Here is a 22,323-nt window from a genome sequence, read left to right as displayed (position 1 = left end):
GTTATTCCAGGCTTTGCAAATATTTCACCATCTCCCGCAAGTCTTCCGGCTCCATGAAGGTCCGGGGCATCAGATTGCCGGGTTTGATTTCCTGCGGGTTGACAATCCACCCCATCAGGTTGCCGGTGTTATTGGGGATCGCACCCGCCCCGAGCGTTTTCCGGGAGGCGATATGAGTCAGGTCCGGTCCGACCAATCCGCGGGCTTCCGTCCCCCGGATCGCATGACACTCATGGCACGACGCCCGGAAAAACGCGTCTTTCCCCCGGGCCAACAATTCCGCCTCCTCGGGCGAGGTCGGCTGGGGGGTGCTCTCCGGTTGCCGGGCTTCCACCCATTGCTGGAATTCCTCGGGGGGAAGCGCGATTACCTCGAACGCCATCAAGGCGTGCTGCCGTCCGCAAAACTCGGCGCATTGCCCCCGCCAGTTTCCCGGTTCGTCGGCATGCAACCAAAACTCTTTCACCAACCCGGGGGTCGTATCCATTTTTCCGTGTAAATTGGGGACCCAAAAACTGTGGATCACGTCGGCCGACCGTAAAGCGATCCGAACCGGTTCCCCGGCGGGAATGTGGATCTCGTTGGCGGTGACGATTCCGAGTTCGGGATAACGGACTTCCCACCACCACATGTGGCCGGTGACTTCGATCTTCACCCCTTCTTCGGGCGGTCGAAGAGCGACCGTGACTTGGAGCGAATAAAAAACCAAGGCGACCAGGACCACCGCCGGAAATGCGATCCCGCCGATGACCACGAAGCGACGCGTCCCCCCCGGGGGACGGGGGCTCTCCTGCGGTTTCCGCAGAATCGCCCAAAGAGTCAGTCCCAAAACCAGCACGAAGGCCGCCGACAACCCCGACAACATCACCCACCAGAGCCGGGCGATTTCCGCCGCCTCGGCACTGGCCGGATGCACCACCGACTGACGATGCCCGGGATGGCACCCGCCCAAAATCAACAACGGGAGTGCGACCCCCAGGCGCCATGCCGCCGCCATCCGCGTTTTTTCTCGTCCGCCTTTCATCGCTCTTTCCGAAAGGTTTGCGCCACCAAAACGAACTCCACCAACCGATTCAACTCCTCCTCCGTCAGCCGTCCCTCGTAGCTCGGCATCGCCACCCCCGAGGGCGGCGTCAAAATGTAACGGGCCAACTCCTGCCGCGACATCGGTCCCCGCTCGAAGTCGATTCTGGCGATGTCGATAGCCACTCCCGGTCCGACTCCGCTCACCGCATGACAATTGTTGCACCCTTTCCGGGCAAACAACTGTCTGCCCAATTCCGCCCCTTCGGTCAGCTCGATTCCAGGGGGCACCGGCGGCGGATCCGGATACGGCCATCCGGTCCAGGGCGATTGCAGCCGCAGGCCGCTCAATCCCATCAGTCCGATCACCACCAAAACCACAAACGTCACCGCAAACGGCCGGTTCCGAATCCCCCGGGCCGGCCCCCGATCAACGAACGGCAACGCCACCATCGCGATCAGGATCGCCAGCGGGAAAAGGACCAAAAACCACGGAGCGATCGATGGAGGGAGCAGCGCCAGCAACGCACTATACCACCACCACCACCATTCTTCCGCCGGGAACGAATCCGTCACCATGTTCGCCTCCGGCATCAGGGGTGCCGGACCAAGGGTCAGAGTGAACGCGAGCACGATCCCGAAAACCACCGCCGCGAAGATCCCGGATTTGAACGCGGTCGACGGGAAAAACCGCTCGCCGTATTCATCCGATTCCGCCTGTTCCTTATAAAGCTTCCGTTGCTCCTCGACCGTCTCGACCGGCTCCATCCGTTCCCGTTTCGAAGTGATCCCGTGCGCGATCACCAAATACAGATGCCAACCGACCAATCCGAGTATCATCAACGGCACTACAATGACATGAATCGCGTAGATCCGGGTCAGCGTCAGGTCTCCCGGCTGGATGTCTCCCTGGAAAAAGATCACGAAGTGTTCCCCGATCAACGGCACGTTGTAAAGATGGTTCAGCGCCACCCGGGTCGCGTAGAGCGCCCGCTCGTCCCACCGGAGCATGTAACCGGTCAACGACATGATCAGGACCAGGAAAAACAACCCGACCCCGAGCAACCAGGTTCCTTCCCGGGGGAATTTGTAGCCGCCGACCAGCACTTGCCGCAGCAGATGCCAGATCAACATCACCACCATCATTCCCGCCGACCAATAATGGAGCGCCCGGACAAACCACCCGAGGGTTTGCTCGTAAGTGATGTATTCGACACTGGCATACGCTCCCTCGGTGTCCGGCGAATAGGTGAAGGTCATCGCGATCCCGGTCGCCACCAAAATGCCGAGCAACAACACCAGAGCCGCCCCGTCTCCAAAATACCACGACCCCTTGGCGACCCGCCGGTCGATCGCGTTCTCCTTGACCGGCTCCAGGGCAAACCGGTCTTTGATCCACGCTATCAGTCGCATTCCCATCCGTCTGATGCCTCGTTCAGCTCACCGGCGGGACCGAAGCGAGATCGATTTCCAGGACATTGTCGCGGACCCGGTTGGCGAACCGATCAAGCGGCCGGGGCGGCGGTCCGGCCCGGTTCACGCCCTCCTCGTCGAAGATCCCCCCATGGCACGGGCAGAAGAACCAGCCGCTTCCCGGATCCCAAGTGACCGGACATCCAACATCGGTGCAACTCCGGGAGAAGACCACGATTTCCTCGCCGGTCCTCCGCCAGACGAACACCCCTTTCTCCCGCAACGGCCCGCGATTCCATGGAATCTCGACGACCCCTTTGAAAACGGTGTCCAACGGAATGTCGTCCAGACTCCCGACCGGCACCCAAACCTCATCCCGGCGCCGCCGGATCAACGGCGACCCGACCATGATCGCCACCGGAACGGCCACGATCGCCGCAATCACGCCTCCCCCCGCTTTCACCAGAAGTTCCAAAAAGGATCGTCTATTCATCGTTCGCCACTGCCAAAAAATGATACAACACGGAGAGCCCTCCATCCACGGCCCTTCCGCAAGAAGCGCTCATTGTATCAATCCCCCCGCAGGTGTGGCAAGGGCAAGATGAGCCGATCCCAAAATCGCCGGGCGATTTATTGGAGTCCCGCCTTCCGGCGGTCCAGCCGGCACTCCAACAAATCCCCCTCAGATCATTTCCCTGACCTGGTTCGCGGCGGTGGTCCAGGCGATCTTGCCGCGGTGCGGAGTGCCGCGGGCGAGGGATTTCGCGAATTGCTTCGCTTGATGGGGAGTCGCCTTCGGCGGCATCGGCGGTTCATGGGGATCGACTTCGCACTCGATCACCACCGGACCGGGCGTCGCGAGGGCTTGGTCGAGAGTCTTGCCACACTTCCTGGGGTCGTCGATCGAGAATCCGGAGCCGCCGCAAGCACGGGCGAAGAGCGCGAAATCCATCGGAAACAGGTCGCAACCGTACTCCGGATTGCCGAGGAAAACCATCTGCTCCCATTTGATCTGGGCCAATGAGTTGTTCTTGATCACCACCACCTTGATCGGCAGTCCGTATTTCACCGCCGTGACGAAGTCGGCCATCAACATCGCGAAGCCGCCGTCGCCGACGAAGGCGATGCATTGACGGTCTGGATACGCGATTTGCGCGGCGATCGCATACGGCATGCCGCAAGCCATCGTGGCCAGCGTCCCGGAACAGGAATACATTTGGCTCCCCCGCGCCTTCAATTGACGAGCCCACCAGGTGGTGATCGATCCGGAATCGGTCGAGACAATGGCGTCGTCGGCGAGGCGCAAATTCAATTCGTGGGCCACCACCTCCGGTTTCATCGGGGAGTCCGAACGGGTCCCGCGCGTCTCCATCAGTTTCCACCACTTCTGCATCCCCTTCTGGGCCTTCTTCAAGAATCCGCGGTGCTTGTTCGGCTCCACCATCGAGAACAGGCTCTGGAGCGAGCGACGACTGTCTCCGGTCAATCCGACTTCCACCGGATAACGCAATCCGATCCGCATCGGATCGATATCGATCTGGACCGCCCGCGCCTGGCCCGGTTTCGGCATGAATTCAATGTAGGGAAACGAAGTTCCGACCATCAACAGGGTGTCGCATTCCTCGATCGCTTCCTGCGAGGGGCGAGTGCCGAGCAAACCGACCGCCCCGGTCGTGTAGGGACTGTCGTCCGGCACGCAGGCCTTTCCCAAGATCGGTTTCACGATGGGCGCGCCGAGTTTTTCCGCCAACGCCCCCAATTCCTCCGCCGCCCCGAGCGCCCCCCGCCCGGCCATGATGACGATCCGTTTGCCGGCGTTGAGCACGTCGGCCGCCCGCCGCAGGTCTTCGTCGCGCGGCAGCGCCGCCCGTCGGGCGAAGATCGCTTGGTTGTGGCCGGTGACGTTCCGTTTCGACGGCTTTTTCTCCTTCAGCGGCATCGATTGCATGTCGACCGGGAACGTCACATGGGCGACGCCGCGCCGGGCGAGAGCGGTCCGGCAAGCGAGTTGGGCGACGTTCTCGACGTGGGCCGGCCCCATGATCCGGGCGTTGTAAACCGAGACGTCCATGAACAATTTGTCCAGCTCCACATCCTGCTGGGTATGGGTGCCGATCAGGTCGTGGAACTGGAGTCCGGTCAACGCCAGCACCGGCTGTCCGTCCAGCTTCGCGTCGTAAAGTCCGTTCAACAAATGAATCCCGCCGGGCCCCGAGGTCGCGAGGCAACAACCGAGCCGTCCGGTGTATTTGGCATGGGCGCACGCCATGAAGGCCGCCGATTCCTCGTGCCGGACTTGGATGAACCGGATCTCCTTTTGCCGGACCCGCAAGGATTCCACGATTCCGTTGATACCGTCGCCCGGCATGCCGAAAATCGTATCGACTCCCCAATCCAATAACACATCGATCAATACATCCGCCGCAGTCCTCGTTCCCATCGTCTCCTCTCCCTGGTTTTCGTGTTCCGTTTCCGCAAACTACCGGCAAGCGAAAGCGAAGTCAAAAGCCCGGTCCGGCCCCCGATCATTCGTTCCGGTTTCCCCCGATGGAAACCGGCGAGAAACCGCCTTACGTTACCTTATGATTCAACGGGCAAATACCACGACCAAGGCAGAGGAACGAAACGTACCAACCCAACCCGAGAAACCGCCCGAAACGGTGGTGATCACCGGCGCTTCGGCCGGAGTCGGACGGGCCACCGCGCAGGCTTTCGCCCGCCACGGCGCCCGGATCGCCTTGATCGCCCGGGGCAAGGAGGGGTTGCGGGGAGCGAAACAGGAGGTGGAGGATCTCGGCGGCGAAGCGATGGTCATCCAAGCCGACGTCGCCGACGCCGAAGCCATCGAAGAAGCGGCCGAAGCGGTCGAGGAGGAGTTCGGTCCGATCGACATCTGGGTGAACAACGCCATGACCTCCGTCTTCGCTCCGGTTTGGAAAGTGACCCCCGAGGAGTTCAAGCGCACGACCGAGGTCACCTATCTCGGCACGGTTTACGGAACAATGGCCGCCTTGAAACGGATGATGCCCCGCGATCGCGGCGTCATCGTCCAGGTCGGCTCCGCCCTCACCCGCCGTTCGATCCCATTGCAATCGGCCTATTGCGGCGCGAAGCACGGCATCCTCGGCTTCACCGATTCGCTGCGGTCCGAACTGATCCACGAAGGGAGCAACATCAAGCTCACCGTGGTGCAACTGCCGGCGATCAACACCCCGCAGTTCAATTGGGTCCGGAGCCGGTTGCCGAAAAAAGCCCAACCGGTGCCGCCGATCTTCCAACCGGAAGTCGCGGCCGACGCGGTTTACTACGCCGCGCATCATCCCCGGAGGGAACTTCTGGTCGGCTGGTCGACGATGAAGGCGGTCCTCGGACAGAAATTCATCCCCGGACTGCTGGATCATTACCTGGCCCGCGCCGCCTACGACGGGCAACAAACCGACAAACGCCGCAATCCCCGGCGCAAGGACAATCTCTGGGAGCCGATCGCCGAAGACCGCGGCGCCCACGGCGAATTCGACGACATCGCGACCGATAAGAGCCCCGCTCTTTGGATGAACCAAAACCGCAACCTGCTCCTCGCCGGCGCCGGCCTCCTTGCCGCGGCCGCCACCACCTTCGCCCTGAATCGAAACAAGTAGGGCACTTCATTTAGCCGATATCCACTCCGCGGTGGAGCGTCTCTTTGTTGGAGTGCCCGCATTCATGCGGTCTTCTGACGATGCCGGACCGCATGAATGCGGGACTCCAACAAATCGGCTCGATGGAAAAGTTTCGGCTCGGAGGAGTTTCATGTTGATCCCGGGGGCCCCCTTCCCGAAAGCTTGGCCCCCTATGCCAAAACAAGCGATCAAGCTCGAAGAGATTTCCATTTACGGAGGAACCCAAACCCGCGCCGAAACCAACGACGAAGCCATCGTGCATTATGCCGAGGAAATGGAAGCCGGGGTCGAATTCCCACCGATCACGCTCTTTTTCGATGGTTCCAAATACTGGTTGGCCGACGGCTTCCATCGGTTTCTCGCCGCCAAACGCAACGATTACGAAGACATTTCCGCCGAAGTGATCGAGGGAGGCCGTTCCGCCGCGCTCGAATACGCGCTCGGCGCCAACGCCACCAACGGTCTATTCCGCACCACCGCCGACAAACGCCACGCGGTCGAGGTGGCCCTTGAAGAATGGCCCGACCGGTCCAACGCCATGCTGGCCGAGGTCTGCAAGGTCTCGGTCGAATTCGTCCGCAAACAGCGCCAGAAGAGCAGCGTCCCGCAACCGGCCACCGTCACCGGCAAGGATGGCAAGCAATACCCGTCCCGGATCGAACGGCAACCGCGCGGCGAAAGCGGCGGCGGGGGCGGCGGAGGGGGCGGCAAGCCGAGCAAAAAGAACGCCGCCGCCGAAATGGCGTTCGGGGGAAGTTCCAAGGAAATGGAATTGGCCGCCCAGGAAATGGAGCGGAAGGGAGAGATTTCCTTCATGCGCCCCGGCGATCCGATGCCTTCCAGCGCCACCGGCATCGCCCGCATGGCCATCGCCTCCCTCCAGTCAATCAAGGAATCCGATCCCGAGCGCGAAAAGGCTTTCCGCATCGTCTTCGATTGGCTCGCCATCCGCCTCGGCCCCAACGGCGTCGACGCCGCCGAAGAAGAGATCGCCGCGGAGGAAATCGCCCCCGAAGTCAACTGACGCCGGGAGGCCACTCACCCGTCTTGGGCAGAATCATTTTCAACCAGGTCTGGATGCGGCAATGATTTTGCCGGAAATGATTTTGTCCTGAACGGGGATAAGCTGTGAAAGGATGCTCCTGGACAGAATCATGGGGGCAGAATCATTTTCAATCAGGCCTGGACACGGCAATGATTTTGCCGGAAATGATTTTGTCCTACAGTCTGGAAAGGATGTGAAAGGATGTTCTTGGACAGAATCATGGGGGGCAGAATCATTTTCAATCAGGCCTGGACGCGGGCAATGATTTTGCCGGAAATGATTTTGTCCTGAAGTCTGGAAAGGATGTGAAAAGGATGTTCTTTGACAGAATCATGGGGGGCAAAATCATTTTCAATCAGGCCTGGACGCGGGCAATGATTTTGCCGGAAATGATTTTGTCCTGAACGGGGGATTCGTGGTTCCCCGGGCTCAAAGACCCTGTTCCAGAACGTGCTGGTGGTAAAATGCTTCCGCCAAAACGAGAATCTTCTTCGCATCGTCGGCCTCGAATGCTTTCTCGGTCAATTCGACCATTTGGTCGAGACTGACGTTGCGAATAAGAAATTTGCTGACCGCAACCGCCGACGGGACGATGCTGATCTCGTTGACCCCCAAGCCGAGCAGCAGCGGAAGGTAAATAGGATCACCGGCCATCTCGCCGCAGACGCTGACCCGGATATTCCGCCGATGGGCGGCGTCGACGATCATTTTGATCGTCCGCAACACCGCCGGATGGGACGGTTCATAGAGATGGGCGATCCGGTCGTTCAAACGGTCGATCGCCAGCAGGTATTGGATCAAATCGTTGGTCCCAATGCTGAAAAAATCGGAATGTTCCGCCAAGGCGTCGGCGCATAGGGCGGCGCTCGGCACCTCGATCATGGTGCCCACCGGAATCGAGGCGTCGAACGGAATCCCATCCCGTTTCAGTTCCTCTTTCACCTCGTCGACCAGCGCGTTGGCCCTGACCAATTCGTCGCGCCCGCTGATCATCGGATACATCATCTTCAGGTTGCCATAATGGCTGGCCCGCAGAATCGCCCGGACCTGGTCCTTGAAGACGTCGGTGTATTCGAGGCAAAACCGGATCGCCCGGAATCCGAGGAACGGATTGGCCTCCTCGTTGTAATACCGCGAATGCCGGTCGACTTTGTCGGCCCCAAAATCGATGGTGCGGATCACCACCGGATGGGGGGCGAAACTCTCCGCCGCCCGGCGGTAGGCTTGGAATTGCTCCTCCTCGCTGGGGAAACGGGAGTGAGTCATAAAAAGGTATTCCGTCCGAAACAACCCGACCCCTTCGGCCCCGGTGTTCCGGACTTGGTCGATGTGATCGATCCCCTCGATGTTGGCCCGAATCGGGATGTCGTTTCCACTGCGGGTGCAAGAGGGCAACATCCTCACCGAGCGAATCCGCTCGTCGAGGGTCTTTTTCTGCTTCTGAATTTGGCCGTAACGATAAAGCGTTTGCTCCGATGGGTTAACGACAATAACCCCGTCGTAACCGTCAACCAGGATCGGATCACCCGCCCGGACCCGCTTGGAGAAATCCCGCAAGCCGACCACCGCCGGTACTTCGATCGAACGGGCCATGATCACCGCATGGCTGGTCCGGCTGCCGACGTCGGTGACGATCGCCCGGACTTTGCCGGTTTCGAGGCTGGCCGTTTCCGACGGAGAAATGTCATGGCACACCAATACCCCTCCGTCGGCCATCTTGGCTCCCCCATGGGAATCGACCCCCATCAAATTCTGCAACAACCTCCGGGAAACGTCCCGGATGTCGGTAGCCCGCTCCCGCAAATACTCGTCGTCGATCCGGGCAAACGCGTCGATGTAGCGGTTAGAAACCGTGTAAAACGCGTAAACGATGTTGTTACCGGTGTTTTCCATCTCCCGGATCGTCTCGTCGATCAACGCTTTATCCTCAATGACCAGAAGATGGGCGTCGAAAATCCGGGCCTCATCCTCTCCGAGCTTCTGAGCCACCTCGCCGCGGATCTTCGTAATCTGATAACGGGTGTCCAACAACGCCCGCTCAAACCGTTCGATCTCCGCCGGGGTATCGTTCTCGGAAATCTTATACTCGGGAACCTCCAACTCCCGCTGCAACAGCAGTACGGCCGGGCCAAGGGCAACCCCCCCAGAAGCTGGGATGCCTTTTATAATCAAATCTTCCACCGGGGGCTCCATGCGATCGTCGCGAGGTTTCCGAATGACGGATCCTCTCAAACACCGTCACATTAAACCATTGCGCTAAAATAAACGACGAGCAAATTCATCGGTCAACAACTTTCAGCCCAAAGCCGCCTGCCGAAGCCATCCGGATTCACCTAACGCGTCCCGCGCGATTCGCTCCGCCCCGGCCAACGCCTCCGGGCCCCCGATCGCCAAAAGCGTGCTCCCGCTCCCGCTCATCAACACCGCCGCACCGGTCGCTTCCTCGACCTCGGTTTTCAACGTCGGCAACGGCAGATACTTAGCGAATACCGCCATCTCCATGTTATTAAACAAAAGATCCCGCAACGGAAAGCCCCCCTGAATCCAAGCATCCAATTTCGCTTCCGACTCACCAGCAGCCAGATAACAGGCGGGATCCCGCGCCATCGCCCCATAGGCCCACGGGGTCGGAACCCCGAACGACGGTTTCATCAGCAGCAAGCGCACTCCCCGCACACGCCCCGCCGCCCCTTCCGGCAACGGCGAGATCCGCTCTCCCCGCCCCCGGACCACCGCCGGACGTTTCTCCAGGAAAAACGGACAGTCGGACCCGATTTCCGCCGCCAGCCGATGCAACTCCTCCGCCCCCATGGGTTCCCCCAGCAAGCGGTTCAAACCGAGCAACACCCCCGCCGCATCGCTGCTCCCCCCGCCCAATCCGGCACCGGAGGGGATGTTTTTCTCCAAGTCCAGCTCCAAGTAGCCGCCAAAGTTATGCTTCCGCCGAAAAGCCGCGGCGGCCTTCCACGCGAGGTTCCGTTCGTCATCGGGCACGTCGGTGGCGTTGCAGCGCAACGAGATCCGGTCTTTTCCGGCGCGTAAGGTCATCCGCACCCGGTCGCCGACATCGAGCGGGGCCATCACCGAGACCAGGTCGTGAAACCCGTCCGGACGGCGGCCGGTCACCGCCAGAAACAGGTTCACCTTCGCCGGACAAAACTCTTCGGTCGTTTCAAGCACCCCGCCGATTGAACCAGACGGCGGGCCAATGACAAGCCCGCGCGGGACTCAAGGCGCCGTCAAAGCCTGGCCGTTGTGCCTTGCCGACAAATTGAGCAAAAACTCCGCGGCCCCGGGCGCCCACTCTTCAGGAGAAGGATAGGACGCCGCATCGGCCCCGAAACAGGTCCGCAACATTTCAGTCTCAATGACGCCCGGATTCAAGGCGACCGCCGCCAATCCCGACGGCAACTCCTCGGCCAAAGCGCGGGTCATCCCCTCGATCGCCCATTTGGTGGCGCAATACGGGGCGACCCCCGCCGAGACGGAACGTCCCCAGCCGGAGCTGAAACTGACGATCACCCCTTTCTTCCGCTCGATCATCGCGGGCGCGAACGCGCGGATGACGTTCGCCGGTCCCTTGATGTTCACATCGACCACCCGACCGAACTCCGCTTCGGAAACCTCCCAGAGCGGGGCGGTTTCATTGATAAGGCCGGCGTTGTTCAGCAACAGGCAAGGCGGGCCACCGTCGCCCACGATCTCCGCCGCCCAGCGAGCCACCGCCTCGCCGTCGGTCACGTCGACCGCCGCGAACCGATGCGGCCGGGAAAAACGTCCCGCGAGCTCCGCTATCGCTTCCGCGGAACGACCGCATCCCAAAACGGTGTGCCCCTGCCCCACGAAGTATTCGGCCAAGGCCAAACCAAGCCCGCGGGTGACGCCGGTGATTACGATACGACGAGTCTCTTTCATCGACAACAGCATGATGGTCACCGGCCGACAGGTCAAAAAGTTTGGAAAACGTCGCATCGCCTTTTCTCTTTGCACTCCGTCCGGTTGCCATCTACCTTTTACCGGATATGTCTTTGGCCAACAAGGAACGTGTTTTAAGCCGGGATTGCGAAGCGATCATGATTCCGAGCGGCGATCCGATCACCCTTCCCGAGGGGACCCGGGTTTATATCACCCAGACCCTCGGCGGGTCCTACACCGTGAACGCCGAGTTCGGTCTGGTGCGGATTTCAGGCGAAAACGCCGACGCCCTCGGCGAGGAACGGCAGGCCTCCGCCACCACACTCGAACCCGATATGCCGATCACCGAGTCGCTCATCCTGGAGCAGCTCAAACAATGCTACGACCCGGAAATCCCGGTTAACATCGTCGACCTCGGCCTCGTCTACGGTTGTTCGATCACCCAGGACGACGACGGCAAACACCGCGTCGACGTCCAAATGACCCTGACCGCCCCCGGCTGTGGCATGGGCCCGGCGATCGCCGCCGACGCCCGGAGCAAGATCCTTGCCCTCCCGAACATCGCCGACGCCGAAGTTTCCCTCGTCTGGGATCCACCCTGGAACCAGGAGATGATCAGCGAGGAAGGAAAAATGAAACTTGGCATGATTTGACCAATTCGATTTAATTGCAGGTTTTCAACCTACTAACTTTATAGCTATGCCTGATAACGAACAATCCGGGGTCAACCCGTCCTTCGACGCCTACTTGCAGCGTCGTTTTCTCGATGAACGAAAAGTTTTCCTCTGGGGCCAGGTCGACGAAGATTCCGCCAAGAGCGTCGTGGAAAAACTCCTCTTCCTCGAAACGATGGATCCCGGCAAGGAGATCACCTTCTACATCGACACCCCGGGCGGATCGATCACCTCCGGGATGGCGATTTACGACACCATCAAATTGATCACCTCGCCGGTCAAAGTCGTCGTCATGGGCATGGCGGCCAGCATGGGTTCGATCCTCCTGAGCGCCCCGAAAAAAGGGAACCGCTACCTTTATCCGCACTCCCGGGTCCTGATCCACCAACCGTTGATCACCGGACGGATGGTTGCTCCGGCCGTCGACATCAACATCCAGGCCACCGAAATGGAGCGCCTCCGCGACGAGCTCAACAACATCCTCGCCGACGCCTCCGGCCAGTCCCTGGAAAAGATCGCCAAAGACACCGACCGCGACTTTTACCTGACCGCCAAAGAGGCGATCGAATACGGCCTCGCCGACCACATCGTCGAAAAGCTTTAATGCTCCGTCCCCAGTGACACAGACATTCCTGTCTGTGAATTCCTGCCTGTAGGGCTCCCGCCCCCCCACAGACAAGAATGTCCCGTGTCACGTGAGACCGTCGGCCAAGACGATCGCTCCCCGATCTCTGAGCCCAAGCCGGAGCTTCGTGCTTTAGCCGAAGACCGTCGGCCACGATGATCGTCCTCGAAACCCGCACGTCCAACGACGGCGGCTAAAGCACGCCGCTCCCCGCTTGCAACGCGGTTCCACCCGTATTCCCAACCCACAGACAAGAATGTCCGTGTCACGTGAGACCGCCCTCAAGTCGTTGCCCCGGAGGTCAAACTAAACGCAACACTCGGGGAGTTCTTTGGCCGAACAGGTCCGTCGACGGCCCGACGGCCGAGTTCCGCGAAGTCGATCGTCACCCGGGTCAGGTTCGCTTCGGTCAAAAATGGACTCCCCATCCCCGCCAGCAATCCGATCCGGTCGGGGACCGCCAATCCCGCCGACGTCACCGCCCGATAAAGGGCGATCGCGAAGTTGTCTTCAGGACAAACCAACGCCACCCGGCCACTTTCCTTCCCCAACCGCGTGATCAACTCCGGAAAACGCCTGGCACCGTCGCTTTCGAAAACCTCCAGCGTCGCCCCGATTTCCCCAACCGACTCGAAGGCCTCGCGAAACGCCTCCTGAAAATGGCGGGGAGTCAGGTAATCCGGATACGATTGCACGAAAACGAACCGTTTGAAACCTCGCCCAAGCAGGTGCGACAGCCCCAACATCGCCCCGTGGGCGAAGTCCGGATAAAACGCCGAGATCCCCGGATCCGGCGAGGGACGGAGAAACATCCGGGGCGCATTCAACCGTCCGGCATACTCAGCCAATACCTCGTCCGCCCAAGCGTCGTCGAGCAACACGAAGCCGCGGTTTTCGTCTTTCTGCCGGAGAAACAACTCGAACACTTCCCGCTGCTCCGCCTCCGAGGCATAGGTCGCCAATCCGTCGGGCCGCTCCTGGCGCAGCAGCCCGGGCACCGGATGGAGCAACATCCCCCGTCCTTGCTCCTCGCAAGCCTGACTCACCCCGCGCATGATCTGTTCATACCACGCCGACCATCCGCTGAGGCTCCGCACCAGGCAACTGACCGGCCAGACCCGGGCGAGCGTCGCTTCGGCCTCCGGACGGTAATACCGCCCGCTTTCAGCCTGCCAGATCCTACCCCCGTCGGCCATCCGTCGAAGCACCCGGGAAACCGTCACATGCGACACCCCGAACTCCTCCCCGAGAACCCGGGTGGTCGGCAACGGGGTCAACGGATCCTCCACCCCCCGCAATCGCTCCAAAATCCGTTCGTCAAGCTCCACGCGATTTCGCCGCCGCTTCCTTCCGATAGGCCTCCGCGAGGAGCGTCACCGGATGCTTCACTTCCACGGCCGCCGGTTTGCCCCGAAGTCCGTTTTCCAACTGGAGGTGACACCCGGGGTTGGCCGTCGCCACCACTTTGGCCCCGGTCCGTTCGACGTGATCCGCCTTGCGCGCGGCCAATTTCGCGGCCTGCTCCGGTTGGGTGATGTTGTAAATCCCGGCGCTCCCGCAGCACCAGTCGCTCTCCGGCAGTTCGCTTCGCCGCAGACCGGGAATCGCGTCGAGGATCCGACGCGGCTGAGACTTCACTTTCTGCCCGTGACAAAGGTGGCAACTTTCGTGATAGGTGATGTGCTCCGCCTCCTCCACCTCCCCCTTTGCCGGCGGCCGGAAATCGATTTGCACCAACCACTCGTGGATATCCTTGCACTTGCGGTCCCACTCCCTGGCCCGTTCCACGTAAGCCGGATCGTCGGCGAGCAGGGTCGAGTAATGCTTCAAATGACTCCCGCACCCGCCGGCGTTGGTGATGATCGCGTCGAGCGAATCGACCGGAAAGAGATCGATCATCCGCTTGGCCAATTCCCGGGCGAAATCGGTGGCGCCGTTGTGCGCGTGCAACGAACCGCAGCACGGCTGCACCGGCGGCGTCACCACTTCGCAGCCGTTGGCACGCAAGACGTCGGCAGTGTCGCGGTTGACCTCGCTCAGGATCAGATCCTGCACGCAACCAGTCAACAATCCAACCCGATAACGCGCGGCCCCTCCCTCCGGTTTCTCGACCGGACGAATCAACTCGTGGGAAAACCGCCGCCGCACTACCGGGGTCGCCGGCTCCAGTTCGCGCAACCGCTTCGGCAACAGTCCGAAAAACCGCATCCGACGCAAAAACGCCGACAGGCCGGTCGCTTGGTAAACCCAGAGGAATCGTCCGACCAAACGGAGCAACCGCGGCCGCATGAACAAGGTCCGGATCGTCAGCCAGCGCCAAAAAGTCCGCTGCCCGCCGCCCGCCGCCCCGGTCGCCTCGACGTCGGCCCGGGCCGCTTCGAAGAGCTTGGCGTAGTCGACCCCGGCCGGACAGGCGGAGGTGCAGGCGAGGCATCCGAGACAATAATACATTTCGTCGGAAAACGCCTTGTCGATCTCCATCTCCCCGTCGGCGATCGCCCGCATCCAGGCGATCCGGCCGCGCGGACTGTTGCGCTCCAACTGGGTGGTATCATAGGTGGGACAAGTCGGCAGGCACATGCCGCAGTGCATGCATTGCTGCACCACCGAATAATCGAGCCCCTTCAGTTGTGACTTCACCGGTTGCTGGGACATCACTCGAAAATTTTCCCGGGATTGAGAATCCCCTCCGGATCAAGGGTCTTCTTAATCGTCCGAAGCAACGCGAAACTGCCCGGATCGTATTGGCGGGGCAAAAACTCCTTCTTGGCGAGCCCGACTCCATGTTCGCCGGTGATGGTGCCGCCGAGCGCGATGGCGAAATCGAAAATTTCCCCGAGCGCCTCGTGCACCCGCTTCATCTCCTCTTCGTCCCGCTCGTTGGTCAGGACCGTCGGATGAAGGTTCCCATCGCCGAAATGACCGAACGTCGCGACCTCCAACCGATGTTTGGCCCCGGTCTTCTCCACGAATTCGACCATCCGGGCCAGTTCGCTGCGGGGCACGGTGACATCCTCCAGGATCGTGGTCGGCTTGATCCGGGCCAACGCGGCAAAGGCGCTTCGCCGGGCGGTCGCCAGTTGCAACGCCTCTTTGTCCCCGGCCGCCATCCGAACCTCCAAGGCACCGTTGGCTTTCGCCAAAGCCGCCATCGCCTCGGCCTCCTTCTGCACCACCGGTTCCGCTCCATCGGTTTCCATGAAGAGGAGCGCCTCGCAATCCATCGGCAAACCGACATGGGCGAAATCCTCGACGCAACGGATCGTCCGCCGGTCGAGAAACTCCAAGGTGCACGGAATGATCGGATGGGCGATGATCGCCGAAACCGTTTCCGCCGCCGCCGCCATGTTGTCAAAAGTGGCGAGCAGGGTCCGCTTCGTTTCGGGCCTCGGCACCAGTCGAAGCAAGATTTTGGTGATGATGCCCAGAGTTCCCTCGCTGCCGATGAAAAGATCGCGGAGATTGTAGCCGGCCACGTCCTTGACGCATTTACTCCCGAGCCAGGTGATCTCGCCGTCGGGCAGAACCACTTCGAGACCCATCACGTAGTCGCGGGTCACCCCGTATTTGAGCCCCCGCAAACCGCCGCTGTTGTTGGCGACATTGCCGCCGATAGTCGAGATCTTCATCGAACTCGGATCGGGCGGATAAAACAGGCCGTTTTTCCCTGCGGTCTCATCGATCTTCAAGGTCAACACCCCCGGTTCGGTCGTCAGGGTGAGATTCCGCGTATCGACTTCCAAAATACGGTCCATCTTGACCAGACAAACCACGATCGACCCGGCCGCCGGCACACTTCCCCCGGACAACCCGGTCCCGCTTCCCCGGGTGATCAGCGGGATCTTCCGCTCCCGGCACGCCCTCACCAACCGGGAAACCTCCTCGGCGGATTTCGGAAAAACCACGGCGGCCGGCCGCTCCTTCAAACCAGCCGTTCCATCGAAGGAATAACTGAGCATATCCGGCCCATCGGTCAGGATCCGATCCTCCGGAAAAATGGCGCCAAGAAAGTCGGGCAATGTCTCGTTCATCGAACCTTCAAGAGTCGCCTCCCCGCCCCGCAGGTCAAGCTTGGAAGCAGACGGATCGAGGAAATCGCAGGGTAGCGGGAGCGTCTCGCTTCCTCGCCGAGCCCAAGGGTTTCATTCCCGAGCTCCGCGCGAGGAGGCTGGGACGCCTCCGCCCCTTTCTCTCAGCCGCGAATCATCCGCGACGAGCGGCGTCGGCGGCTTCCTGGGCTTTCATCGAAAGCTCGGCGGCCATGAAGGCGTGTTCCTGGGTCATCGCTTCCTCGGTGCCGTTGAGGATGTCGAGAATCAGTTTTCCAAAGAACGGGAAACCGACCTTGCCTTTGCAGTTGATGACGGTGTTCGTGTCTTCGTTGACCAACAGAATCTTGTTCCCCTCGTTTTCGGTGCCGAGGTCGACGAGCTTCCGGAGTTCCATATACCCCTTTTCCCCGAGGATGAAGGTCCGGCCGTCGCCCCAGACTTTGGAGGCTTTCGGGTTGAACCAATCGATCCGGCAATAGCAGGAGGCGCCGGTGTCCATGGTGAGTGAGGCTTCCCCAAAATCCTCCAAACCGGGATACTCCGGATTGGCGAAATTCTCCACCCGGGCGAAGTTTACCTTGCCGCCGCCTGCTCCGGTGTAGGCGAGGAATTGCTCGAACTGGTGGGAGCCGATGTCGGTCAAAATCCCGCCATAGCATTCCTTCTGGAAAAACCAGTCGGGACGGGACTTCGCGCCGAGATTGTGGGGCGCAAGATTCAAGACCTGGAGAACCCGTCCGATCACCCCTTGGGCGATCAATTCCCCGGCGTACCAAGCCGACTCGCTGCTGAGGCGCTCGGAATAGCAGACCATGTATTTCCGCCCGGTCTCCGCCACTTTTTTTCGGGCGGTCGCCAATTGATCCAAGGTGGTGAAGGGAGATTTGTCGGTGAAGTAATGTTTGCCGGCGTCGAGCACCTGCATCCCGACCTCGCAGCGCTGGTTCGGAATCGCGGCGGAGGTCACCAGTTGCACCTCGGGGTCGTCGAGAACTTCCCGGAAATCGCTCACCACTTTCGTGCCGTTGTCGATCAGCGACTGAAGCGGCTTCAGTTTCTCCGGCCGCGTTTCGCAGATGTATTTGCACACCCCGCCGGCGTTGTGCAGACCCATGGTCTGCCCATAGATGTGGCCGTGATCGAAATGGCTGGCGGCGAACACAAACTCGCCCCGTTTCACCACTTCCGCCGGTTTCATTTCCGGCATGTAATTCATTCCGTCTTTGCTCATATCACTTATTGTTTTCTAACTGCACTCGACTGCGGTCCCGCGCTCGTTCCTGAGACGGGATTCGTCGATTTTCTGTTCCAATTCCGCGGCGTATTCCTCCGCGTCCATCGGCAAATGAATGGTTTGTCCGCGAAACGACGACAGCACCATCGCGTTCGCCAATTCCACCGAACGGATGCCTTCCACCGCCGGGGCGATCAGCTCCTCCTTGCCGACAATCGCATTGACAAAATTCTTGAGAATTCCGGTCTGCTGCTCTCCCCGGCCTTCGGTCGGAAATTTCATTTCCATAAAGGGAAGTTTCTCGAACGGATCCACCGCGCTCCGGCAGAACTCCGACGCCGGGCGGTCGTTACGGCGGAAAACCAATCCGTCCGGCATCACCGCGACATGCCCCCGGTCGCCCGCCACTTCCAGGCGGTTCACCCCAGGCGCCTCTCCCGTCGTCGTGACGAACACCCCATAGGCGCCATCCTCGTATTCGAGCATGGCGGTGACCGAATCCTCCACCTCGATCGGATGATGACACCCAAGGCGGCACCGGGCGTAAACCGTAGACGGCATCCCGAACAACCATTGCCAAAGGTCGAGGTTGTGGGGGCATTGGTTTAGCAGAACACCTCCGCCCTCCTTTTCCCAAGTCGCCCGCCAACCACCGAGCCGGTAGTAGGCATTGGTCCGGAACCAATCGGTGACGACCCAATCGATCCGTTGCACCCGCCCCAAGTCTCCGCCATCGATCAGATCCTTCAACTTCCGGTAACGGGGATCGGTCCGTTGGTTGAACATCGCGGCGAAGACCTGTCCTTTCGCCGGATCATGGGCCGCCAGCAACCGCTCACAATCCTTCTTGTGCACCGAGATCGGCTTCTCCACCAACACATGAAGCCCTGCCTCTAACGCGGCGATTCCGAGCGAGGTGTGACTGTAATGCGGGGTCGCGATCAATACCGCGTCGACTTCTCCGGAGACGATCAACTCGCCCGCGTCGGAGAACTGTTTCGCCTTGGGAAATTCGGCAAACCGGGTCTGATCGGCGTCGGCCAGGGCGGTCAGTTCCAGCCCGGGAACCCCACCGGTGGCGACCTTGCGGGCATGGTTCCGCCCCATACTTCCGACCCCGATGATGCCCAAACGCACCGACTCCGATTTCTTCATGGCGGACAGCCTACCGAAAAACCCCTTGCGTGAAAATAGATAATGATGCCATCCTTTTGCACTATTCCATCATGTCCGAGCCAATCCCGAGTCTGCCGGCCAACCTTTCCCTCAAGGATATCTTCATCCACGAATACCCTTCCGCGTGGAATTGGCACAGCGCAAGGCGGCCCCACTACAACCTCTGGATCGCGCTCGAAGGATCCGGAACAATGAGATTCGGTGCAAAATCCCAAACTTTCATTCCCGGAAGCTGTTTTCTTTTCATCCCCGACGAGCCACTCGAAGGCCAAATGCGGGACTCCCTCCGCTTCGCCAATTTCGCCGTCCACCTGATTCCCAAGACGAAACGGGCCGCGACCGAACTCGATGCCCTGGCGGCGGAATTATCCGGCAAACAATTCCAACAACTGGTCTGGCTCCAACATTTTTGCCGCCACCTCACCACCCTCCATCTCGGAATCCGCAACCGCGACGTCACCCCGATTTTCACCGGACTCTCCTTTCTGCTCCAAACCCTCCGCCTCAATCAAGAGCGTCCTTTCCAAAACGAACCCTCCGGAAAAATCCTCGAAATCATCGGACGCATCCGCCGCAATCCCGCCGCCGCCTACCAGGTCGCCGAACTCGCCCGCGAGGTCGGCCTCTCCGACGTCCATTTCTCCCGCAACTTCAAACGCCTCACCGGCTACGCCCCGACCCAATTCATGATCCGCGAACGGATCGCCCGCGCCGAGCACCTCCTCCTCGAAACCCACCTCGACATCAACGCCATCGCCCAACGCCTTGGCTACAGCGACGTCTATTTTTTCAGCCGCCAGTTCAAACACTTCCGCGGCCTCCCCCCCAGCCAATTCCGCAAAACCCGCGCCGGCTAAAGAAAACCTCCAGTGCCCCCCCGTGCATCCGCGCCTATCCGCGCCCATCTGCGGTCAAAAACCAGTGCCCCCCAGTGCCCCCCAGTGCATCCGCGCCTATCTGCGCCCATCTGCGGTCAAAAACCAGTGCCCCCCAGTGCCACAGCCCCCAGTGCATCTGCGGTTCTCCCCCCAGTGCCTCCCCCCTTCCCCCTCCCTCACCTTTCCGTGCCATCCGCGGTTCTCAACCGTAGCTCCGCCAGCACCGGCAGATGATCCGAGGCCACCATCGTCAAGGTCGTCCGCGGCACCTCGATCCGCTGGGCGTCGAAGTGCGACGAAATAAAAATGTGATCGATCCGCCCCAACGGATAACGCCCATAAAGCGTCCGCAACGGACGGTGCTCTGGCGTCTTCTGCTGCACATCCGAAAACCGGGTACAAATCTCCCGGTGCACGAACGAATCGGGCAACGCGTTCAAATCCCCGCAAATAATCAGCGGATCGTCCTTCTTCAACTGCCCCAGCCATTCTTCCCCCAAAATCGCCTCCACCTGATTCCGCCGCTCGCGGAAACGCAACCCGAGATGGGTGTTGACCACCTGCACCTCCCGCCCTCCGCCCAGATCGAGCGCGATCCATTGCGCCCCCCGGGGCTCCAGATCCGGGCGGTCCGGCAACCCGGGCAACGCCCCGCTTTTCACCAGCTTCATCGGAAAATGACTCAACACCGCCAGGCCGTACTTCTCGTCCTCGATCTCGAACGCCGGATAAAAATGAAATTTCATCAACAACAGGTCCGCGATCATCTTCGCCTGATCCACCCATCCACTCCGGGTCCGCCCGACGTCGACTTCCTGCAGGGCGATCACATCCGGCTGATGCCGCGCGATCACCCGGGCGATCCGCGCCGGAGAGAGCTTCGAGTCAATCCCCAGACAACCGTGAATGTTGTAGGTCATCACCCGAATCCGGTCCGTCAATTGCCCGGGAGCCCGCACCGAATGACTCCCCCGCGGAAACGGCTCACGCTGGAGATGATGCAACGCCGCCCGCCGCAGATCGCCCGGACGATAATATCCCGGCCGGTTCGACAAAATCGGCGTTCCCGGCGGCAATAGCAGAAAGCCATGCACTTCCTCCCGCCCCGGCCCGGCGTGCGCCCCGTTTTCATCCGGAAAACTCAGCATCCGACGCGACGCCCGCCATCCGGATATCACGAAGTCCCCCGCCCGGGGATGTTTCACCAAACGGATCAAATCCTGGACCACATCTTCCAAAAACGGATGGTCCTGACCGAAAAGCGCAGCCCCATCCCGCGGCAATTGAAACTGCCCATCGGCGTTCACCCCGAAGACTTCCTCGCCGGTTCCGCAAAACAACACCATCGGCACTCCCCGGGCCACCATTTTCTCGGCCACCTTCATCCAATCGTATCCAGGTTTTTCCGACAGATCGTAAACATGCCCGACCGGTCCCATCGAAGCGATCACGATCCGCTCTTCCGACGGCTTTTGCGGAATGTGCCGTTCGTTCAACCGCCGCTGCGGCGCCTTCCGGAAACCAGCCCAATGCGCCCGCTCCTCCTGCACCCGCCGTTCGTCCGCGTGACGCGACCACACCTGCGAATCGCTTTCTTCGAACACTTCTTTCATCACTTCCCGCAACGGCCGCCCGCATTCCCGCTCGAATCCAACCGTCTCCTCCTGCCCGTGGTCCGAGAAAATCCAGACACTGTAGTCCCGCGCATGCGACCGCACCGCCGCGCTGTAAAGCCGCCGGATCGCCCCGTCGATCCCGAGCAGGGTCCAATGGGCGAACGCCGACGATGGTCCCCGCCGATGCGCTTGCTCGTCGTATCCGAGAAAATTCAAATGAACGACCGGCTTTCCCCGAGCCAGATCGATCGAGGCACCGGCGACGATGAATTCCCGCAACCCGATCGACACCGCCACCCGGGCCGGAACGAACTTCAACTCCTTCCACAAACTCTCCCCTTTTGCCAAGCCTCGGAAAAAATCGATCCAGGCGAGAAAGAACTCTACCGCCATCAAACCGAGCATCCGGAAAAACCCGAAGGCGTTCAACATCAACACCGTCGTCCCGCGCAACCGCGACGGCGCCTTCTTCGCCCCTCCCCACCCGAGATCCCGCGCGCAAAAATGACTCTCCTCGGCGCCGCCCGAATAGATGTTGGCGTAGGCGCTTCCTCCTTTCAGCAATGGTTCCCCTTTCTTCTCCAACTCCTCCTCCATCCGGAGCCCGGCGTCCTGGGTAAACATCCGCACCACTTCCCCCCGCTCCCGGTCGTAATAACTGAAAGCGGGCACCGCCCCCCGCACTCCGTAAAAGACCTCCGCCTGCACCGCCGGGGTGCTCGACGGCAAACCGGAGTAGTGCGAGTGCATCTCGTATTTCTCGCGCCGCAGCAATCGATGCAAAAACGGCATCCGCCGATGGACGATCGCCCGCTCCAATTGCCGCCGGGACAACCCGTCCACTTGGATGATCAACAACCCAGGCTCCGCCTGCGTCCCTTCCTCCGGCATCAAGCCAAGCAATCGCAACGAGATTTCGCTCCGGCTGATCTTTCGCCGGAGTCGGCGAATCCACGACTCGATTTTCTCAATCACAATAAATTGAATACAACCGGGCCGATCCGCCCCCGGGC

Annotated in this window: 18 protein-coding genes; 5 read left to right on the top strand and 13 right to left on the bottom strand. The window is 60.7% G+C overall.

Translation table 11 applies throughout. The features are described from left to right. Position 1 precedes the first annotated feature (1 nt). From coxB to ACWUI2_RS16155, 4 genes are all read right to left on the bottom strand, one after another. Positions 2-1,024 carry a cytochrome c oxidase subunit II gene (gene coxB, locus ACWUI2_RS16170; RefSeq protein ID WP_486983883.1) on the bottom strand — a complete coding sequence of 341 codons (1,023 nt, stop codon included), beginning with the start codon at positions 1,022-1,024 and terminating at the stop codon, positions 2-4. After that, complete coding sequence (locus tag ACWUI2_RS16165; protein WP_486983882.1) at positions 1,021-2,436, bottom strand: cytochrome b N-terminal domain-containing protein; 1,416 nt, start codon at positions 2,434-2,436, stop codon at positions 1,021-1,023. The genes coxB and ACWUI2_RS16165 overlap by 4 nt, the downstream gene beginning before the upstream one ends. A 22-nt stretch (positions 2,437-2,458) precedes the next feature. Then, entirely contained in the window at positions 2,459-2,929 is a 471-nt protein-coding gene (locus tag ACWUI2_RS16160) for a QcrA and Rieske domain-containing protein (protein WP_486983881.1), read from the bottom strand. A 189-nt stretch (positions 2,930-3,118) separates the two neighbouring features. Then, the gene (locus ACWUI2_RS16155; protein ID WP_486983880.1) at positions 3,119-4,876 is read right to left on the bottom strand and encodes a thiamine pyrophosphate-dependent enzyme; all 1,758 of its coding nucleotides are present in this window, start codon (positions 4,874-4,876) and stop codon (positions 3,119-3,121) included. A 142-nt stretch (positions 4,877-5,018) separates the two neighbouring features. Here ACWUI2_RS16155 and ACWUI2_RS16150 point away from each other — a divergent pair, with 142 nt between their 5' ends. Together ACWUI2_RS16150 and ACWUI2_RS16145 are read left to right on the top strand one after the other, a co-directional pair. Further along, on the top strand, positions 5,019-6,074 hold the full coding sequence (locus ACWUI2_RS16150) for an SDR family oxidoreductase (protein WP_486983879.1): 1,056 nt from the start codon (positions 5,019-5,021) through the stop codon (positions 6,072-6,074). Between the two features lie 193 nt (positions 6,075-6,267). After that, the gene (locus ACWUI2_RS16145; RefSeq protein ID WP_486983878.1) at positions 6,268-7,119 is read left to right on the top strand and encodes a chromosome partitioning protein ParB; all 852 of its coding nucleotides are present in this window, start codon (positions 6,268-6,270) and stop codon (positions 7,117-7,119) included. A 450-nt stretch (positions 7,120-7,569) separates the two neighbouring features. Here ACWUI2_RS16145 and ptsP read toward each other — a convergent pair whose 3' ends face one another. The 3 genes from ptsP to ACWUI2_RS16130 all read right to left on the bottom strand — a co-directional run bounded on the left by ptsP (position 7,570) and on the right by ACWUI2_RS16130 (position 11,055). Next, positions 7,570-9,333 carry a phosphoenolpyruvate--protein phosphotransferase gene (ptsP, locus tag ACWUI2_RS16140; RefSeq protein WP_486983877.1) on the bottom strand — a complete coding sequence of 588 codons (1,764 nt, stop codon included), beginning with the start codon at positions 9,331-9,333 and terminating at the stop codon, positions 7,570-7,572. Positions 9,334-9,435: 102 nt separating this feature from the next. Next, the gene (gene ispE / locus ACWUI2_RS16135; protein WP_486983876.1) at positions 9,436-10,320 is read right to left on the bottom strand and encodes a 4-(cytidine 5'-diphospho)-2-C-methyl-D-erythritol kinase; all 885 of its coding nucleotides are present in this window, start codon (positions 10,318-10,320) and stop codon (positions 9,436-9,438) included. Positions 10,321-10,368: 48 nt separating this feature from the next. Then, positions 10,369-11,055 carry an SDR family oxidoreductase gene (locus ACWUI2_RS16130; RefSeq protein WP_486983875.1) on the bottom strand — a complete coding sequence of 229 codons (687 nt, stop codon included), beginning with the start codon at positions 11,053-11,055 and terminating at the stop codon, positions 10,369-10,371. A 107-nt stretch (positions 11,056-11,162) separates the two neighbouring features. On the opposite strand from ACWUI2_RS16130, the gene sufT reads away from it, so the two are divergent. Continuing rightward, the gene (gene sufT, locus ACWUI2_RS16125; RefSeq protein ID WP_486983874.1) at positions 11,163-11,708 is read left to right on the top strand and encodes a putative Fe-S cluster assembly protein SufT; all 546 of its coding nucleotides are present in this window, start codon (positions 11,163-11,165) and stop codon (positions 11,706-11,708) included. A 46-nt stretch (positions 11,709-11,754) separates the two neighbouring features. After that, on the top strand, positions 11,755-12,333 hold the full coding sequence (locus ACWUI2_RS16120; RefSeq protein WP_486983873.1) for a ClpP family protease: 579 nt from the start codon (positions 11,755-11,757) through the stop codon (positions 12,331-12,333). A gap of 302 nt (positions 12,334-12,635) precedes the next feature. Here ACWUI2_RS16120 and ACWUI2_RS16115 read toward each other — a convergent pair whose 3' ends face one another. The 5 genes from ACWUI2_RS16115 to ACWUI2_RS16095 form a co-directional block, all read right to left on the bottom strand. Next, on the bottom strand, positions 12,636-13,682 hold the full coding sequence (locus ACWUI2_RS16115; protein ID WP_486983872.1) for a substrate-binding domain-containing protein: 1,047 nt from the start codon (positions 13,680-13,682) through the stop codon (positions 12,636-12,638). Continuing rightward, a complete protein-coding gene (locus tag ACWUI2_RS16110; RefSeq protein WP_486983871.1) occupies positions 13,672-15,009 on the bottom strand; it encodes a (Fe-S)-binding protein in 1,338 nt (445 codons plus the stop codon). The genes ACWUI2_RS16115 and ACWUI2_RS16110 overlap by 11 nt, the downstream gene beginning before the upstream one ends. Beyond that, the gene (locus ACWUI2_RS16105) at positions 15,009-16,385 is read right to left on the bottom strand and encodes an FAD-binding oxidoreductase (RefSeq protein WP_486983870.1); all 1,377 of its coding nucleotides are present in this window, start codon (positions 16,383-16,385) and stop codon (positions 15,009-15,011) included. Before ACWUI2_RS16105 ends, ACWUI2_RS16110 begins: the two co-directional genes overlap by 1 nt. Positions 16,386-16,557: 172 nt before the next feature. Continuing rightward, positions 16,558-17,637, bottom strand: a complete 1,080-nt coding sequence (locus ACWUI2_RS16100; RefSeq protein ID WP_486983869.1) for a Gfo/Idh/MocA family protein — start codon at positions 17,635-17,637, stop codon at positions 16,558-16,560. Between the two features lie 15 nt (positions 17,638-17,652). Continuing rightward, a complete protein-coding gene (locus tag ACWUI2_RS16095; protein WP_486983868.1) occupies positions 17,653-18,795 on the bottom strand; it encodes a Gfo/Idh/MocA family protein in 1,143 nt (380 codons plus the stop codon). A 71-nt stretch (positions 18,796-18,866) separates the two neighbouring features. Here ACWUI2_RS16095 and ACWUI2_RS16090 point away from each other — a divergent pair, with 71 nt between their 5' ends. Next, positions 18,867-19,673: a helix-turn-helix domain-containing protein gene (locus tag ACWUI2_RS16090; protein WP_486983867.1), complete on the top strand. Its 807-nt coding sequence runs from the start codon at positions 18,867-18,869 to the stop codon at positions 19,671-19,673. 197 nt (positions 19,674-19,870) lie between these two features. Here the strand turns inward: ACWUI2_RS16090 and ACWUI2_RS16085 are convergent, their stop codons facing one another. Continuing rightward, complete coding sequence (locus tag ACWUI2_RS16085) at positions 19,871-22,285, bottom strand: endonuclease/exonuclease/phosphatase family protein (protein ID WP_486983866.1); 2,415 nt, start codon at positions 22,283-22,285, stop codon at positions 19,871-19,873. Between the last annotated feature and the right edge of the window lie 38 nt (positions 22,286-22,323).

This window comes from Verruconatronum alginivorum (assembly GCF_056590205.1).
The sequence above is the reverse complement of the archived record's forward strand: the minus strand, read 5'-3'. Positions and strand labels throughout refer to the sequence as shown.

Bases quoted from the DNA above. Each gene is read 5' to 3' on its own strand.
- ACWUI2_RS16110 (WP_486983871.1), bottom strand. From the start codon at position 15,009: ATGTCCCAGCAACCGGTGAAGTCACAACTGAAGGGGCTCGATTATTCG.
- ACWUI2_RS16145 (WP_486983878.1), top strand. From the start codon at position 6,268: ATGCCAAAACAAGCGATCAAGCTCGAAGAGATTTCCATTTACGGAGGA.
- sufT (WP_486983874.1), top strand. From the start codon at position 11,163: ATGTCTTTGGCCAACAAGGAACGTGTTTTAAGCCGGGATTGCGAAGCG.
- ACWUI2_RS16165 (WP_486983882.1), bottom strand. From the start codon at position 2,436: ATGCGACTGATAGCGTGGATCAAAGACCGGTTTGCCCTGGAGCCGGTC.
- ACWUI2_RS16090 (WP_486983867.1), top strand. From the start codon at position 18,867: ATGTCCGAGCCAATCCCGAGTCTGCCGGCCAACCTTTCCCTCAAGGAT.
- ACWUI2_RS16155 (WP_486983880.1), bottom strand. From the start codon at position 4,876: ATGGGAACGAGGACTGCGGCGGATGTATTGATCGATGTGTTATTGGAT.
- coxB (WP_486983883.1), bottom strand. From the start codon at position 1,024: ATGAAAGGCGGACGAGAAAAAACGCGGATGGCGGCGGCATGGCGCCTG.
- ACWUI2_RS16105 (WP_486983870.1), bottom strand. From the start codon at position 16,385: ATGAACGAGACATTGCCCGACTTTCTTGGCGCCATTTTTCCGGAGGAT.
- ACWUI2_RS16095 (WP_486983868.1), bottom strand. From the start codon at position 18,795: ATGAAGAAATCGGAGTCGGTGCGTTTGGGCATCATCGGGGTCGGAAGT.
- ACWUI2_RS16160 (WP_486983881.1), bottom strand. From the start codon at position 2,929: ATGAATAGACGATCCTTTTTGGAACTTCTGGTGAAAGCGGGGGGAGGC.
- ACWUI2_RS16130 (WP_486983875.1), bottom strand. From the start codon at position 11,055: ATGAAAGAGACTCGTCGTATCGTAATCACCGGCGTCACCCGCGGGCTT.
- ACWUI2_RS16120 (WP_486983873.1), top strand. From the start codon at position 11,755: ATGCCTGATAACGAACAATCCGGGGTCAACCCGTCCTTCGACGCCTAC.
- ptsP (WP_486983877.1), bottom strand. From the start codon at position 9,333: ATGGAGCCCCCGGTGGAAGATTTGATTATAAAAGGCATCCCAGCTTCT.
- ACWUI2_RS16100 (WP_486983869.1), bottom strand. From the start codon at position 17,637: ATGAGCAAAGACGGAATGAATTACATGCCGGAAATGAAACCGGCGGAA.
- ACWUI2_RS16150 (WP_486983879.1), top strand. From the start codon at position 5,019: ATGATTCAACGGGCAAATACCACGACCAAGGCAGAGGAACGAAACGTA.